The organism is Bradyrhizobium sp. CCBAU 25360 (assembly GCF_028128695.1).
GTDB classification, from domain to species: Bacteria; Pseudomonadota; Alphaproteobacteria; order Rhizobiales; family Xanthobacteraceae; genus Bradyrhizobium; species Bradyrhizobium ottawaense.
The window spans coordinates 98890-112802 of sequence record NZ_LBJA01000001.1 but is presented as its reverse complement, the minus strand read 5'-3'; the positions used below and the strand labels follow the sequence as shown (position 1 = coordinate 112802).

General features: G+C 66.1%; 12 protein-coding genes. 7 read left to right on the top strand and 5 right to left on the bottom strand.

Annotated features, from left to right (window positions below; translation table 11 throughout):
* Window positions 1-81: 81 nt before the first annotated feature.
* Window positions 82-2064 (bottom strand): PAS domain S-box protein, encoded by a 1983-nt coding sequence (locus tag XH81_RS00450; RefSeq protein ID WP_049801768.1) that lies wholly within the window; start codon window positions 2062-2064, stop codon window positions 82-84.
* 311 nt (window positions 2065-2375) lie between these two features.
* Between XH81_RS00450 and thiD the strand changes: the two genes are divergently transcribed.
* The 4 genes from thiD to XH81_RS00430 all read left to right on the top strand — a co-directional run bounded on the left by thiD (window position 2376) and on the right by XH81_RS00430 (window position 6498).
* Complete coding sequence (thiD, locus tag XH81_RS00445; RefSeq protein ID WP_097668505.1) at window positions 2376-3176, top strand: bifunctional hydroxymethylpyrimidine kinase/phosphomethylpyrimidine kinase; 801 nt, start codon at window positions 2376-2378, stop codon at window positions 3174-3176.
* Between the two features lie 406 nt (window positions 3177-3582).
* Entirely contained in the window at window positions 3583-4395 is an 813-nt protein-coding gene (locus tag XH81_RS00440; protein ID WP_028143308.1) for a UDP-2,3-diacylglucosamine diphosphatase, read from the top strand.
* A 13-nt stretch (window positions 4396-4408) separates the two neighbouring features.
* Window positions 4409-5452 (top strand): glycosyltransferase family 4 protein, encoded by a 1044-nt coding sequence (locus tag XH81_RS00435; RefSeq protein ID WP_028143307.1) that lies wholly within the window; start codon window positions 4409-4411, stop codon window positions 5450-5452.
* 62 nt (window positions 5453-5514) lie between these two features.
* The gene (locus tag XH81_RS00430) at window positions 5515-6498 is read left to right on the top strand and encodes a threonine/serine dehydratase (protein ID WP_028143306.1); all 984 of its coding nucleotides are present in this window, start codon (window positions 5515-5517) and stop codon (window positions 6496-6498) included.
* Window positions 6499-6680: 182 nt separating this feature from the next.
* Here XH81_RS00430 and XH81_RS00425 read toward each other — a convergent pair whose 3' ends face one another.
* Window positions 6681-8468, bottom strand: coding sequence for a caspase family protein (locus XH81_RS00425; RefSeq protein ID WP_028143305.1), 1788 nt, complete (start codon window positions 8466-8468; stop codon window positions 6681-6683).
* Between the two features lie 165 nt (window positions 8469-8633).
* Here XH81_RS00425 and XH81_RS00420 point away from each other — a divergent pair, with 165 nt between their 5' ends.
* A complete protein-coding gene (locus tag XH81_RS00420) occupies window positions 8634-9077 on the top strand; it encodes an RbsD/FucU family protein (RefSeq protein WP_028143304.1) in 444 nt (147 codons plus the stop codon).
* Here the strand turns inward: XH81_RS00420 and XH81_RS00415 are convergent.
* Window positions 9074-9457 carry a glyoxalase gene (locus XH81_RS00415; protein WP_028143303.1) on the bottom strand — a complete coding sequence of 128 codons (384 nt, stop codon included), beginning with the start codon at window positions 9455-9457 and terminating at the stop codon, window positions 9074-9076. The two genes, XH81_RS00420 and XH81_RS00415, sit on opposite strands and share 4 nt — an antisense overlap.
* A 149-nt stretch (window positions 9458-9606) precedes the next feature.
* On the opposite strand from XH81_RS00415, the gene XH81_RS00410 reads away from it, so the two are divergent.
* Complete coding sequence (locus tag XH81_RS00410; protein ID WP_038971722.1) at window positions 9607-9966, top strand: hypothetical protein; 360 nt, start codon at window positions 9607-9609, stop codon at window positions 9964-9966.
* Between the two features lie 215 nt (window positions 9967-10181).
* Here the strand turns inward: XH81_RS00410 and XH81_RS00405 are convergent, their stop codons facing one another.
* Window positions 10182-11621, bottom strand: a complete 1440-nt coding sequence (locus tag XH81_RS00405; protein WP_028143301.1) for a hypothetical protein — start codon at window positions 11619-11621, stop codon at window positions 10182-10184.
* Window positions 11622-11696: 75 nt separating this feature from the next.
* Between XH81_RS00405 and XH81_RS00400 the strand changes: the two genes are divergently transcribed.
* Window positions 11697-12893: an MFS transporter gene (locus tag XH81_RS00400; RefSeq protein WP_028143300.1), complete on the top strand. Its 1197-nt coding sequence runs from the start codon at window positions 11697-11699 to the stop codon at window positions 12891-12893.
* Here XH81_RS00400 and dgcA read toward each other — a convergent pair.
* Window positions 12863-13858 carry an N-acetyl-D-Glu racemase DgcA gene (dgcA, locus tag XH81_RS00395; protein ID WP_028143299.1) on the bottom strand — a complete coding sequence of 332 codons (996 nt, stop codon included), beginning with the start codon at window positions 13856-13858 and terminating at the stop codon, window positions 12863-12865. The genes XH81_RS00400 and dgcA overlap by 31 nt on opposite strands.
* Between the last annotated feature and the right edge of the window lie 55 nt (window positions 13859-13913).

Below are 13913 nucleotides of genomic sequence, written 5' to 3'. Positions count from 1 at the left end.
AAGCGTATCTGGCGGCTAATAGGCCAAACCCGGCACCATTTAGCAAGCGGACTTGCCGGCCACCAGATGTCGGTCCGGCGCCTAGGAGGTCACCACGGCCGCGGCGAATGCGTCTCTGAGCCGCTGGGCAAGCTCGACCTTGCGATAGGGCTTGGTCAGCACGATCGCCTGCGCATGCGCGTGGCCCTGCTCGACCAGGGTCTCCAGCGCGTAGCCCGAGGTGAACAGGACCGGCAGACCGGGGCGAATCCGCCGCGCCTGGTCGGCGAGCTCCCAGCCGCTCATGCCGCCGGGCATCACGATGTCGGTGAACAGCATGTCGATACCGGGCTCGGTGCGCAGCTGCTGCAAGGCCTCCTTGCCGTTGACCGCGGCAACGACGCGATATCCGAGAGCTTCCACCCTGCGAATGGCGGAGGAGCGAACGAACGGATCGTCCTCGGCGATCAGGATCGTCTCGTATCCTCGGGGCGCCGCGTCCTCGCCATCGGAAAGCTCGGCGTGCGATGATCCGATGTCCGCGCGCGGCAAATAGATCCGGACCGTCGTCCCAAGGCCCGGCTCGCTGTAGATCGAGACGTGGCCATTGGATTGCTTGGCGAAGCCATAGACCATGCTGAGCCCAAGGCCCGAGCCCTTGCCGACCTCCTTGGTGGTGAAGAACGGCTCGAAGGCGCGCCGGGTGACCTCGGGCATCATGCCTTCGCCGTCGTCGGTGATCGAGATCAACACGTAGCTGCCGGATGCGACTTCGGGGTGAAGGGCGCGATAGTCGTCGTCGAGTGTCGTCAACTCCGTGCTCAGGCTCAGGTGGCCACCGGCCGGCATGGCATCCTGCGCATTGAGCGCAAGGTTGAGCACGGCGGATTCGAGCTGGGCCCGATCCGCGAAGGCCACGATCGTGCCGGGCCTGGAGGCCGTCCTGATCTCGATGTCCTCGCGCAAGGTGCGCTTGAGCAGCTTGAACATGGACTCGAGCAGGCCGCGGCAATCGATCGTCTGGGGCTGCAGCAACTGGCGGCGACTGAATGCGAGCAGGCGCTGCGTCAGCTCGGCACCCCGTTCGCCCGACTGGCAGATGTCCTCGGAAAAGCGGCGCAGATCGGGCCTCGCCTTGAGCTGCTCGCTCAGGTGCTCGGCGTTGCCGATGATGACGGTGAGCAGGTTGTTGAAGTCGTGGGCGATGCCGCCGGAGAGCTGACCGACCGTCTCCATCTTCTGCGCCTGCTGGAGCTGCTGCTCAGTCAGCTTGCGCGCGGTCAGGTCGTGGACGATGCCGACGAAGATCAATTCGCCGTCCTGCCGGGTCCGGCCGACCGACACGTCCATCGAAAAGGTCGATCCGTCCTTGCGCAGGCCGATGGCCTCGCCGGCGGTCGCGAAATGCCTTGCGTGGCTGTCGGGCGCGGTGCCCGCCTCGGGCATCAGCATCCTGACGTTCCGGCCCATGACCTCGTCGGCAGAGTAGCCGAACAAGCGCTCGCAGGCCGGATTGAACAGCAGAATATGGTCCTGCGCGTCGAGCAGGATGACTCCGTCGACCGCGGTCTCGACGATCGCGGTGAGGCGCGCCACGCTCTCGCGCATCGCGCGCTGGGCGTCGCTGACCTGCTGGAGCAGGAGCGTCGCGTCCCGGCTCTTGATTTCCTCCTCCTCGAGCGCGGCCTGGACCTGCCGCAGCTCGAACGGCGAGGGGATCGTCAGGATCTTCGGCAGCAGCGGCCAGAGCGCGCCCGCCGTGACCACGGATGCCACCGCGGTCGCCGCCTTGACCATGCCCTCGATGCCATAGACCGGGACCCAGAGCGTGTAGATCGACAATACGTGGGTCAGGCCGCACGCCATGATGAAGATCGCGAAGGCCCAATAGACCCAGCCGAACTTGAGGTCGCGCCGCTTGGTGACCAGAATCGCAAGGGCAAACGGAATCGAAAAATAGGCGGCGGCGATGCAGGCGTCGGAAACGACGTGAAGCCAGATCAGCTCAGGCTCCCACAACAGGCAGATGCCGTGCGGCGACAGCATGGACGAGTCGAGGAGACGTTCAAAAAAGGCCCACATCATTCCACCCCAAGATTCCGTTCCAGGCGGCTTGCGGGCCGGGAGCCCGCAACATGGGTGTCGCTGGACAGTTCCACTCTCACCTCGCGCTCCGGCGAAGCAGGTAAGGTTCGAGACTATACCAAGGGTCCGGCGCGGTTGCATTTTCAAGTCCGCACGATTGCGGGGCGTGCCGGCCCGCTGCTTGCCTGATTCGCAGGGAATACACGGCGTCGCGAATCACTGTCGAACACGGCTCGGCGCGCTTGCCGGTGTTCCACGGCCGCGCTAGGACAGGCCATGGCGGTGTCCTTATCCAGCAAAGGTGCCCGGCGATGACGACCCCGGTCGCACTCACCATCGCCGGCTCCGATTCGAGCGGCGGTGCCGGCATCCAGGCCGACCTGAAGACCTTTGCCGCGCTCGGCGTCTATGGTGCCTCCGCCATCACGGCGCTGACGGCGCAGAACACGCGTGGCGTTACCGGCATTCATCCGGTCCCGGCCGAATTCGTCACCGCGCAGATCGATGCGGTGTTCTCCGATCTCGACATTGGCGCGGTGAAGATCGGCATGGTGGCTGAGGTCGCCGGCATCGATGCGGTCGCGGCCGCGCTGTCGCGCTGGTCGCCGCGGCATGTCGTGCTCGATCCCGTGATGGTGGCAACCTCCGGCGACCGCCTGCTGGCATCCGAGGCCGTCGACGCGCTCCGCACAAAACTGATATCGCTGGCGTCGGTGATCACGCCCAATCTGCCGGAAGCCGCGGCTCTGCTCGACGAGCCGGTCGCGGCAAGCGAGGCCGAGATCGAAAGCCAGGGGCGTCGCCTGCTGGCGCTCGGCTGCCGTGCGGTCCTGATCAAGGGCGGACACGGCGAGGGCGCCGAGAGCATCGATTATCTCGTCGATGCCCAAAACACGATCGCGCTCGCCGCGCCGCGCGTTGCGACCCGCAACACCCATGGCACCGGCTGCTCGCTGTCCTCGGCGGTCGCGGCTGGACTGGCCAAGGGCGAAGATCTGGAGCTTGCCGTGCGCAACGCCAAGTCCTGGATCAGCGCGGCCATCGCAGCCGCCGACCGCTTCAGCGTCGGGCACGGCCACGGCCCGGTCCATCATTTCCACAGGTTCTACTGAGGCGGGCCGTCCGCGCGAGCGCGGCCATCGATCCGTTGAGCGCTGGCTTCATCGTCCCCAATGCCTTGTGGCTACATCGAGCAAGCGGCTCTCCTTCGAGACGACCGCTTCGCGGTCTCGTCAGGATGAGGCTGAACTGCGTCGGTCCGCTTTGAATTTGTAGCCGCGCACTCCGCCCTCATCCTGAAGGCCCGCCAACGGCGGGCGTCTCGAAGGATGTGCCGCGGGGGAGATGGCCTCAGGGAAGAGTAGGGTCCCGGCGCCTCCTGCGGCGCCATGTCGCCTGATTGTCGCATGCGGCTGATATTCGCAGGCAGGCGAGGCAATGGCGTGATTCGTATCTGAGGGTGCCTCAAAAGTTCAATTGGTCATCCCCCTGTCACGGGACATTGTTACAGGCTGGCGCATGGGAAGTTACGATGTGAGTGACGAGAGCCCGGAGCGGCGCTTTCGCACGTTGTTCATCTCCGACGTTCATCTCGGAGCCCGCGGTTCTCAAGCCGATCTTCTGCTCGACTTCCTACGCTACCATGATGCCGACACGATCTATCTCGTCGGCGACATCGTCGACGGCTGGGCGCTGAAATCGAGCTGGAACTGGCCGCAATCCCACAACGACCTCGTGCAGAAGCTGCTGCGCAAGGCGCGCAAGGGCGCCAAGGTCGTCTACATCCCCGGCAATCACGACGAGTTCCTGCGCAACTATTACGGCACGCATTTCGGCGGCATCGACGTCGTCGAGAACACGGTCCACACCGGCGTGGACGGCAAGCGTTATCTCGTCATCCATGGCGACATCTTCGACCTCGTGGTGCAAAACGCGCGCTGGCTCGCCCATCTCGGCGACAAGGCCTACGACTTCGCGATCCAGATGAATCGCTTCGTCAACTTCTTCCGCCGCTTGTTCAAGGTGCCCTATTGGTCGCTGTCGCAATGGGCCAAGCAGAAGGTTAAGAACGCCGTCAATTACATAGGCGCGTTCGAGCAGGCGCTCGCCGCCGAGGCGCGGCGCCACGACGCCGACGGCGTGATCTGCGGCCACATCCATTACGCCGTGATCCGCGACGAGGGCGGCATTCGCTACATGAATTGCGGCGACTGGGTCGAGAGCTGCACGGCGCTGGTCGAGCACGACGACGGTCATTTCGAGATCATCACCTGGGCGGATCATTTGCAGAAGCCGGCAGCCGTCCCGCAGGTTGCAGCCAGAGCTGCGTAGGAGAGGCCGCGTGATGCGCATCCTGGTCGCGACCGACGCCTGGCACCCGCAAGTCAACGGTGTGGTTCGGACGCTGACCAAGCTCGCCGACGCCGGCAAAAGCCTCGGCGTCGAATTCACGTTCCTGACGCCGCAATCCTTCCGCACCTTTGCAATGCCGAGCTATCGCGACGTGCGGCTGGCGATGCCCCGCCCCGCACGGATTGCGAAGCTGATCGAGGGGGCGCGGCCCGAAAGCATCCACATCGCGACCGAAGGGCCGATCGGCCTGATGGTCCGCCGCTATTGCCGCCAGCGCAAGCTGCCGTTCACGACCAGCTTCCACACCCGCTTTCCCGAATATGTCCGCGCCCGCGTGCCGGTGCCGGGCTCGCTGATCTGGCGGGCACTGCGCCGCTTCCACGCGCCCAGCCGCGCCGTGATGGCGGCAACGCCTGCGCTCGCCCGCGAGCTGACCGAGCGTGGTTTCGACAATGTCGTGCTGTGGCCGCGCGGCGTCGACACCCATCTGTTCCACCCCCGCGCCATCGACCTTTGCCTGCCGGGACCGGTGTTCCTATCGGTCGGCCGCGTCGCGGTGGAGAAAAATCTCGAGGCCTTCCTCGATCTCGAGCTGCCCGGGACCAAGGTCATCGTTGGTGACGGCCCCGCGCGCGCCTCGCTCGAAGAGGCCTATCCCGACGCGATCTTCCTCGGCGAGAAGCACGGCGAGGAACTGGCGGATATCTATGCGGCCGCCGACGTCTTCGTGTTTCCGAGCAAGACCGACACGTTCGGCCTGGTGCTGCTGGAAGCGCTCGCGAGCGGCCTGCCGGTGGCCGCTTTCCCGGTGAAGGGTCCTCGCGACGTCATCGGCGATGCCCCGGTCGGCGCACTCGATCACGACCTGCGCAGCGCCTGCTTCGCGGCGCTGGACATCTCCCGGCAGGACTGCGTCGCGTTCGCCGCCAATTACACCTGGGAAGCCTCGGCGAGGGCCTTTGTGGCCAGCATTGAGGCGGTCGGCGCGGTGCTGCCTGGCCGGAACGCCGCGGAACAGCCGCGCTTCGTCGCCTGAAGAGAAAAATCCTCGCGCGGAGGTGTCTTGCCCGCGCTGCGGTGGCCGCGATAAGATCTGACATGACCGAACAGCTCCTCCCGATCGGCCCTGCCGATATCGACGCCGCAGCGCGCGTGATCGCGCCCTACGCCATCCGCACCCCGCTGTTGTCCTTTCCCGTGCTCAACGAGCGCGTCGGCGCCAAGGTCTTCCTGAAGCCGGAGATGCTCCAGCGCACCGGCTCGTTCAAGTTCCGCGGCGCCTTCAACAAGGTGTTCTCGATCCCGCAGGACAAGCGCGCCGGCGGTGTCGTCGCGTTCTCCTCCGGCAACCACGCCCAGGGCGTGGCGGCGGCGGCAAAGATTCTCGACATGCAGGCGACCATCGTGATGCCGGCGGATGCGCCGCTGTCGAAGCGCGAGCGCACCAAATCCTACGGCGCCGAGGTCGTGCTCTATGATCGCGACAAGGACGACCGTGAGGCGATCTCGCGTGGCATCGCCGAGAAGCGCGGCGCGACGCTGGTCAGGCCTTACGACGATCCGTTCGTGATCGCAGGGCAGGGCACTGCCGGCCGCGAGATCGCGGAGGACATGGCAACGCTCGGTCTCAGCCCCGACATCGTGGTGGCGCCGGCGTCCGGCGGCGGCCTGATCGCGGGCGTCGCAACCGCCGTGAAGGCGCGCTATCCGCTAGCCGAAATCGTGGTGGCCGAGCCCGAGGCGTTCGACGATCACGGCATTTCGCTGAGCGCAGGCCATCGCGAGCCGCATCCGCCGGCGGGCCGCACCATCTGCGATGCGCTGATGGCGCTGATTCCCGGCGAGATGACGTTTGCGATCAACAGCAAGCTGCTGGCGCGCGGCGTTACCGCGTCGGACAAGGAAGTCGGCGCCGCCGTTGCCTTCGCCTATCGCGAGCTGAAGCTCGTGGTGGAGCCGGGCGGTGCGGTGGGTCTTGCGGCGCTGCTGGCGGGGCGTCTCGATGTGGCCGGCAAGAACGTCGTGATCGTGCTCTCCGGCGGCAATGTCGATGCGGATTTGTTTGCGGAGTTGGTCGCCTAGCCGCCATTCCGGGGCTCGCGAAGCAAGAACCCGGAATCCACTTCTCCGCCGTCTCTGCCGCACAATGGATTCCGGGCCTGCGCCTCACGGCGCATCCCGGAATGACGATCGTCGAGGGTCGACATGAAGAAGGGGCAGAGCGTTTCCGCTCTGCCCCTTCTTCGTTGTGTGGCTCGCTGCGATCAGCGCATGAAGCCGCGGTGGTTATTGCCGCCGCCCGTGCTCGGGGCCTGGTTCATCGACTGGCGGAAGTTGTTGCCGCCGTTGTTGACGTTGCGGTTCGTGGCGTTGAACTGCGGACGGTTGTTGTTCTGGACCTGCACCTTGTTCACCGGGTTGTTGTTGGGCTTCACGATGCCGGTGTTACCGTTGTTGACGCGGATCGGGTTGTTCTGCGTCTGGACGTTGACCGGCTTCGTCTCGATCTTCGGGCCGCCCTTGCCGACATTCACCGGCACGCTGACGATCTTGCCGGGGGTGCCGTTGCCGGCGTCCGGCTTGTTGTTGGTCGCGGGCAGGGTCACGATCTTGCCGATGCCGCCATTGCTGGTGGTCGTGTTGGTCGGCGCAGGCAGGGTGACGATCTTGCCCGGGGTCTGCGACGGCGTGCCGTTCGGCTGGTTGTTGCTTGAGGGCAGATTGCCGATCTGGCCGCCATTGCCGAGCTTGCCGATCACGTTACCGTCGACCGGCTTCTGCACGATCGGCAGATTGCCGTTGATCTGGTTGCCATTACCCTGCTGCAGCGGCATGTATTTGGGCTGGCCGAGATTGCCGATCTTGAAGGTCGGAGCAATGTTCTGCGGAGCCAGGAACTTGGTCGCCTGCATCAAGGGGATCTGCTTCGGCTGCGTCTGCAGCTTCAGCGCCATTTGCGCATAAGGGCTGTTGCCGTAGCTGTCGTAGAAGCTCTTGTAGGCAACCGGCGAATTCACCAGCACCGCCTTGTGCCAAGCCTGCGAGAGCAGGATGTTGTTGAGCAGCCAACGGACGTGGTCGCACAGCGGGTCGTGCGGATACATCTGGATGAACTCCTGATAATATTCCGGCCGGCCCTCGGACACGACGTAGTCATAGGCCTGACGCGTCGAGCGGCTCGGCAGGTTGGAGGCCATCTGCACCACCGGCGCCCTGACGGGCGCGCGGTTGGCGGCAACCGCGGTGTCGCCGAAGAAGGTGAAGTCCGAGGTCAGCGAGGAGCTCTCCCACGGGATCTGCGCGCCGCTGGTGGACTGGTTCACCTGCAGGCGGACGCGCTTGAACAACTGCTCGATCGGCACGTTGGGTTCGCGCGCGACGTTCAGGAACGCCTGCGTGTAAGGGCTGTGACCGCCGGTGCCGTCGAGCGCTTCGGCGCCCGGCGCGGTCGAGTAACCGACGATCGAGCCGTTCGGCGCATCGACGATGGCCAGGCCGCGGCCGGCGTCATTGACATCAGGGAACGGGTTGTTGCGGCAGGCATCGAGGATGACGATGCGCATGCGGCTCGGGATCGTCTCCAGCGTCGACATCACGTCGACCAGCCGCACCGAATTATTGACGAGCTCGGTCTGGCTCGACACCTTGGCGTCGACGGGAACGAGATAGTTCTCGCCGGCGAGTTGCACGCCGTGACCGGCGTAATAGACCATCGCCACCGTGTTCGGACCGCGCGCGGACACCTTGGCGGAGAAGTCCTGGACCACACGGAGCATGTCGTTCTGGGTCAGGTCGGTCGCGGCAACCACCTCGAACCCCGCCGAGTTCAGGAACTTCGCCATCGACTCGGCGTCATTGTCGGGATTGGCGAGTTGCGGCGCGTTCTTATAGTTCGAATTCCCGATCACCAGCGCCACCCGCTGCTCTGGGCCCTGCAGCGCGGTGGGGGCCGGCTCGACCGGAGCAACTTGCGCGGAAACAGGGCCGCAGGCGAAGCCGAACAGGCTTCCCACAAGGCTGGCTGTCATCAGGAAAGGCTTTAGGCGGAACATGGCGTGCTCCTTTGGCACTGATCTCGATGCGAGATTGGTTGCCGGGGAGCCTCGCCGCGTTCGAGCTTGAGGTCCGTGATCCCCCTCACCATGCTGGCCTTGCGTGATCTGAATCACGCTCGGAACCTGCTACGGTGAGCGATCGATAAGGGGAACTGCCGTCACATGCTGAAATCGATCGATCCGATCCTGACGCCCGACCTGCTCTGGCTGCTGGCCTCCATGGGCCACGGCGACGATCTCGTGGTCGTCGACGCCAACCACCCGGCCACGCACATCGCCCGCAGCACCTCGTCGCAGCGCCTGATCCAGCTGCCGGGCATGACGATGGAGACGGCCGTCCGAGCCATCATGACGCTCTATCCGCTCGACGATTTCGATCCCGACCCGGTGCGCGTGATGGCGCCGGTCGACGATCCCGACCGCGTGCCCGACGTGCAGCGCGCCGTGCTGGCCGAGATCGAGCGTGCGGTCGGACGCGCCGTTGCTCCCGGCAAGCTCTCGCGTCCGGATTTTTACCGCGCGGCGGCGGCGGGGTTTGGTGTCGTGCAGGTGGGGGACAGCAGGGGTTACGGCTGCTTCCTGATCAGGAAGGGCGTGATCGGCTAGCCGGATTGGCGCATCAGCTCCGACGGCCAGCCAACCCGGACGAGAAGGCCGTCGGGGCCGTTGATGCCGACTTCATACATGCCCCATTCGCGGTGGCGCAGCACGCCGCCGGGCCGGATGATGAGATCGTCCACGCGCGCGGCAATGGCCTCGACCTCGGGCGTGCGAATGAAAATGCCAAAGGGATTGTGCTCCGGCACGCGCCACGGGCCATCGCCGGCTTGCGTGAGATGCACCTCGCATCCCCAGCCGCTCATGATGACATAGCCGGCATCGCCGCCGATGCGCGCAAAGCCGAGCCGTTCCCAGAACGGAATTGCGGCGGGAAGATCGTTGCTGGGAACGATCGCAAAGGCGCCGACGCGCGGGCTCTCAGGCATTCGGTCACTCCGGCACATGCAAGCGGTCCGCGCCGCGTTCACGCTGCGCGTTGCGAGCTTATCGAGAGCGGCCGCTCGGCAGAAGCGGCGAAACGTCCCGCACTCGAATTTGAATGGCGCGGCGGGAACTGACTGTCTATGGTTTCTCCATGTCCCGCTTTGTGTGTCTATTCGTTGCCATCATCCTATCGCTGCTGCCGACTGTGGCGTCCGCTGAGCCCGTTCAAAAGCGTCCCAAGCCCGTCTGGAAGGGCTACGGCTTCCTGCCGGGCTATCGTCAGCCGCTGAGCAACAGCATTCCGCTCTACAAGCAAAAGGAAGCGATGCGCCGAATGTCGCGCGCCGACCGGCGCCATTGGTACATCGATCCGGTGCCGCAATATTACCGCTGGGACGGCGAGTGGCACTATTTCGGCCGCCCCGGCTTCAACGGCGGCCGCTACAATGGCGGCAGTTTTGGTCCGTGCTGGACGCGCACGCCGATTGGGGCGGTGTGGAATTGCGGGTGACCAGCTGATCGCGTCGTCGCTGCGCTCGCAATGACGATGCGGAGAAAGTGTGCGCGCCTTCTCGCTTACTCGTGCCCCGGACGCAGCGCAGCGCTTCTTCAGCGGTGCGCTGCTGAGCCGGGGCCCATGTGGCAGCGGAGAGCATAGCCTCTGGGTCCCGGCTCTGCGCTGCAACGCTGGCGCGTTGCAGCTTGTCCGGGACACGATGCTCCCCCTTACGAGAAGAACGCGATCTTCTCGGCCTGGGTCATGCGGCGGATCGGGGCGAGGGGATCGTTGGCCGGCGCGCGGGGCTTTTGCAGGATGCCGCTGGCGAGGATGGTGGCGCCGAGCGAGGTCTCGGGCAAGGAAGCAGACAAGGGCGTGGGCGTGGGCAGCGACGTTGTCGGCGCTGCGGCGAAATTCGCCGTCGCGGCCATGGCCGGGGCCTGCTGCTCCATCACCTCGGCGGCGGCCTCCGCAATGGCGTCGGTGAGGCGCGCGAGCGAATCCATTGCGATCGGCGCGTGGGCGGCGGGCTCCTCCGCCACCGCTGCGACGACCGGCTCTTCCGCGATCGGTTCGGAAAGCTCCGCGGCATCGGGCGCTGCGGCCTCCGCCACCATCAACTCCGCAATGGCCGCTTCCATCTCGACCGGCGCGATGATCTCGTCGAAATCAGGATCGGGCGCGGCCATCTCGAGCGCGATGGCCTCGAGCACGGCGTCGTCCTCGGCTTGCGCGGCTGCATCGAGCGCGAACGCGTCAGCGACTTCCGCGAAGCCGACGGGTTCAGGGGCCGGCTCTTCGAACGAGACGGCTTCGTGCGCGACGTCTTCAGGCGCGACTTGGTCGAGCGCGGTGCTCTCGACAGCCATCTGGCTCTCGGCCGCAATCGCCGGCGTAACAGCCGCGTCCATTGCCTGTTCCGCCTCGGCGAACGCTTCGGTGGCGACGGTCGCGTCAGCGGCTGCTTCGGGCTCGGCAGCCTCGGCGAGATCCTGCGGTGGCTCCGTAAAGGCCACGGGTGCTTCGCTCGCCATCGCAGCGGGCGCGGTCTCGGCAGGCGGAGCTTCGGCGGCGAATGACGGCGCCTCCTGCACCGGAGCGGACGCGGGAGCCGCCGCCTGCGGCGTTGCGTCGCCGTCGGTCTGCTCGACCCGATCCCTGAGCAGATCGAATGCGGCTTTGAGCTCGACGCGGGGGTCGATGGTCGAAATCTGTCCGCAGGCGGCTTCGATCGAGGCGAGCTGCGAATCAATGAGGTCGCAGATTCGCCCGTCGGCACCGATCTCGCGCCAGCGCCAGGAGATCTCCTTGATGATGCGCACGCCGCGCGGAATCGCGGCGAGGCTCGTCTCGATCGCGGCGGGATCGAAGGCGGCGATGGCGATCGTCTCGGCCTCGCGGATCGCGCGGCGAATCTCGATCAGGGCTTCGGGCAGGCGGTCCTCGACGACGGGTTGCCGCTGTGCCGCAAGGGTTTCTTCGATTTTCGCGACCGCGTCGAGCACCATGCTCGTGTCGGCGTTGCGGTTGCGCTTGGCGTATTCGCCGAGGAACCAGCGGCCGCGCGCCGTCTCCATGAAGGCTTCGCGGATCGCGTCGTAATCCTGCTCGTTCGGCTCGGCCGCGCGGGCAGACATGGGCGAAAGGGCGAATGCTTCGTTGGCCATTGCGATCTCGTCGCGCAAATCACCGCGCGTTACAGTAACGATCACCACGATATCGACCGAATCGCAATTGGTTTGATGGCACCCGAATCACAAATCCCCACGCCAGCATCGGCGAAACGGCGATTCGCCGTCAGCCTCGCCCTGTTCTATTCGGCCGTCTTCGCGGTCTCGGGCACGCATCTGCCGTTCTTTCCGGTGTGGCTGAAGGCGATCGGCATCGACGCGGCCTGGATAGGCCTCATCAACGCGCTGCCGGCGATCACGCGCTTCACCACGCTGCCGCAAGTGACGTCCTTCGCCGAAAAGCGACATGCCATTCGCGCCGGCATGATGGTGTCGGTGCTGGCGACCGCGATCGGTTTTACGGCGGTCGGCCTGCAGCAGCAGCCGCTGGCGCTGTTCCTGATCTACGCGCTGACCTGCATGATGTGGACGCCGACGATGCCGCTGACCGATGCCTATGCGTTGCGCGGCGTCGCTCGTTACGGGCTCGATTACGGACCCTTGCGGCTGTGGGGCTCGGCGGCCTTCGCCGCCGGCTCGCTCGCCTGCGGCTATCTCGTAGACCACATCGCCGCGCGCGACCTGATCTGGGTCATCGTCGCATGGGCCGTCGTTGCGGTCGCCGCCGGCCTGCTGCTTCAGCCGCTGGACGATGTCAGGCGCAAAACCACGGAGAGGCATGCCGGCAAGGCGCTGCTGCGCGATGCCGGCTTCTGGGCCGTCATCGTCTCGGCCGCGCTGATTCAGGGCAGCCACGTCGCGTACTACACCTTCTCCGCCATCAACTGGCAGCTCCATGGGATCAGTGGGCTGACGATCGCGGGCCTGTGGACGTTGGGCGTGATCGCGGAGATCGTGGTGTTCGCGCTGTCGCCGCGCTTCTCGCTGCATCCGTCCACCATGATCGCGATCGGGGGTCTCAGCGCCGTGCTGCGCTGGATCGTCACTGCCAATGAGCCGCCGCTCGCGCTGTTGGCGATCGTCCAGCTCGGCCACGGCCTCAGCTTCGGCATGACCATCGTCGGCACGATGAATCTCCTGGTGCAGCGCGTGCCCTCGCATCAGATCGCGCGGGGGCAGGGCTATTACGCCGCGTGCAACGGACTGCTCGGCGCCGCGACCTCGATCGCGTCAGGTGCGATCTACGCCCGCATCGGCGATGGATTGTATTACGTGATGGCTGCGATGGCGGCGGCCGGCGCGCTTCTGATCTGGTCGGCGCGGCACCGGCTCAAGCCTCAGCCCCAGAGCGAAACGTCCGGCGGATAGACGAGGCTGTCATCGTAACGCAGGCCGTGATCGCGGTCGCGCGCCAGCAGCAAGGGGCCGTCGAGATCGACGAAGCGCGCCTGTGGCGTCACCAGCATCGCGGGGGCCATCGACAGCGAGGTTGCGACCATGCAGCCGATCATGATCTCGAAGCCGAGCGCCTGCGCGGCGTCCGCCATCGCGAGGGCCTCGGTGAGGCCGCCGGTCTTGTCGAGCTTGATGTTCACGGCGTCGTAGCGGTCGCGCAAGGGGACCAGCGAGGAGCGGTCATGCACGCTCTCGTCGGCGCAGACCGCGAGCGGGCGCTTGATCCGTGCCAGCGCCTCGTCCCGGCCGGCCGGCAGCGGCTGCTCCACCAGGGTGACGCCGGCGGCATCGCAGGCGGCGAGATTGTGCGCCAGATTGGCCTCGGTCCAGGCCTCGTTGGCATCGACGATCAGCTCGGATTCGGGAGCCGCCTTGCGCACCGCGGCGATCCGCTCGGGATCGCCGTCGCCGCCGAGCTTGATCTTGAGCAGCGGCCGGTGCGCCGCCTTGGCGGTGGCGGCCTCCATGGCCTCGGGGGTCCCTAACGAGATCGTGTACGCCGTGGTGCGCTCGCCCGGCACCGGCCGGTCGAGCAGGTTCCAGGCCCGCAGGCCCGCCGCCTTGGCCTCCAGGTCGATCAGGGCGCAGTCCAGGGCATTGCGGGCCGCACCGGGCGCCATGGCGGCCTGCAGGGCTTGCCGCGTCAGCCCGTCCGCGACGGCCTGCTGCATGGCCTGGATGGCCGCCAGCGTCGCCTCGGGCGTCTCGCCATAGCGGGGATAGGGCACGCACTCGCCGCGGCCGGTCAGCCCGTCCCGGCTTACCTCCGCTACGATAGTCACGGCCTCGGTCTTGGCGCCCCGGCTGATGGTAAAGCTGCCCGCGATCGGGAAGCGCTCGATTCGCGCCGCCAGGGCAGCAAATTTCATGGAAGTCATTTTGAACTCTGGCGAAATCTGAACCTGCTAGTTACCTCTAGCAACTAACATTAAC

Coding starts and splice junctions, on each gene's coding strand:
- XH81_RS00450 (WP_049801768.1), bottom strand. CDS start 2,064: ATGATGTGGGCCTTTTTTGAACGTCTCCTCGACTCGTCCATGCTGTCG.
- thiD (WP_097668505.1), top strand. CDS start 2,376: ATGACGACCCCGGTCGCACTCACCATCGCCGGCTCCGATTCGAGCGGC.
- XH81_RS00440 (WP_028143308.1), top strand. CDS start 3,583: ATGGGAAGTTACGATGTGAGTGACGAGAGCCCGGAGCGGCGCTTTCGC.
- XH81_RS00435 (WP_028143307.1), top strand. CDS start 4,409: ATGCGCATCCTGGTCGCGACCGACGCCTGGCACCCGCAAGTCAACGGT.
- XH81_RS00430 (WP_028143306.1), top strand. CDS start 5,515: ATGACCGAACAGCTCCTCCCGATCGGCCCTGCCGATATCGACGCCGCA.
- XH81_RS00425 (WP_028143305.1), bottom strand. CDS start 8,468: ATGTTCCGCCTAAAGCCTTTCCTGATGACAGCCAGCCTTGTGGGAAGC.
- XH81_RS00420 (WP_028143304.1), top strand. CDS start 8,634: ATGCTGAAATCGATCGATCCGATCCTGACGCCCGACCTGCTCTGGCTG.
- XH81_RS00415 (WP_028143303.1), bottom strand. CDS start 9,457: ATGCCTGAGAGCCCGCGCGTCGGCGCCTTTGCGATCGTTCCCAGCAAC.
- XH81_RS00410 (WP_038971722.1), top strand. CDS start 9,607: ATGTCCCGCTTTGTGTGTCTATTCGTTGCCATCATCCTATCGCTGCTG.
- XH81_RS00405 (WP_028143301.1), bottom strand. CDS start 11,621: ATGGCCAACGAAGCATTCGCCCTTTCGCCCATGTCTGCCCGCGCGGCC.
- XH81_RS00400 (WP_028143300.1), top strand. CDS start 11,697: ATGGCACCCGAATCACAAATCCCCACGCCAGCATCGGCGAAACGGCGA.
- dgcA (WP_028143299.1), bottom strand. CDS start 13,858: ATGACTTCCATGAAATTTGCTGCCCTGGCGGCGCGAATCGAGCGCTTC.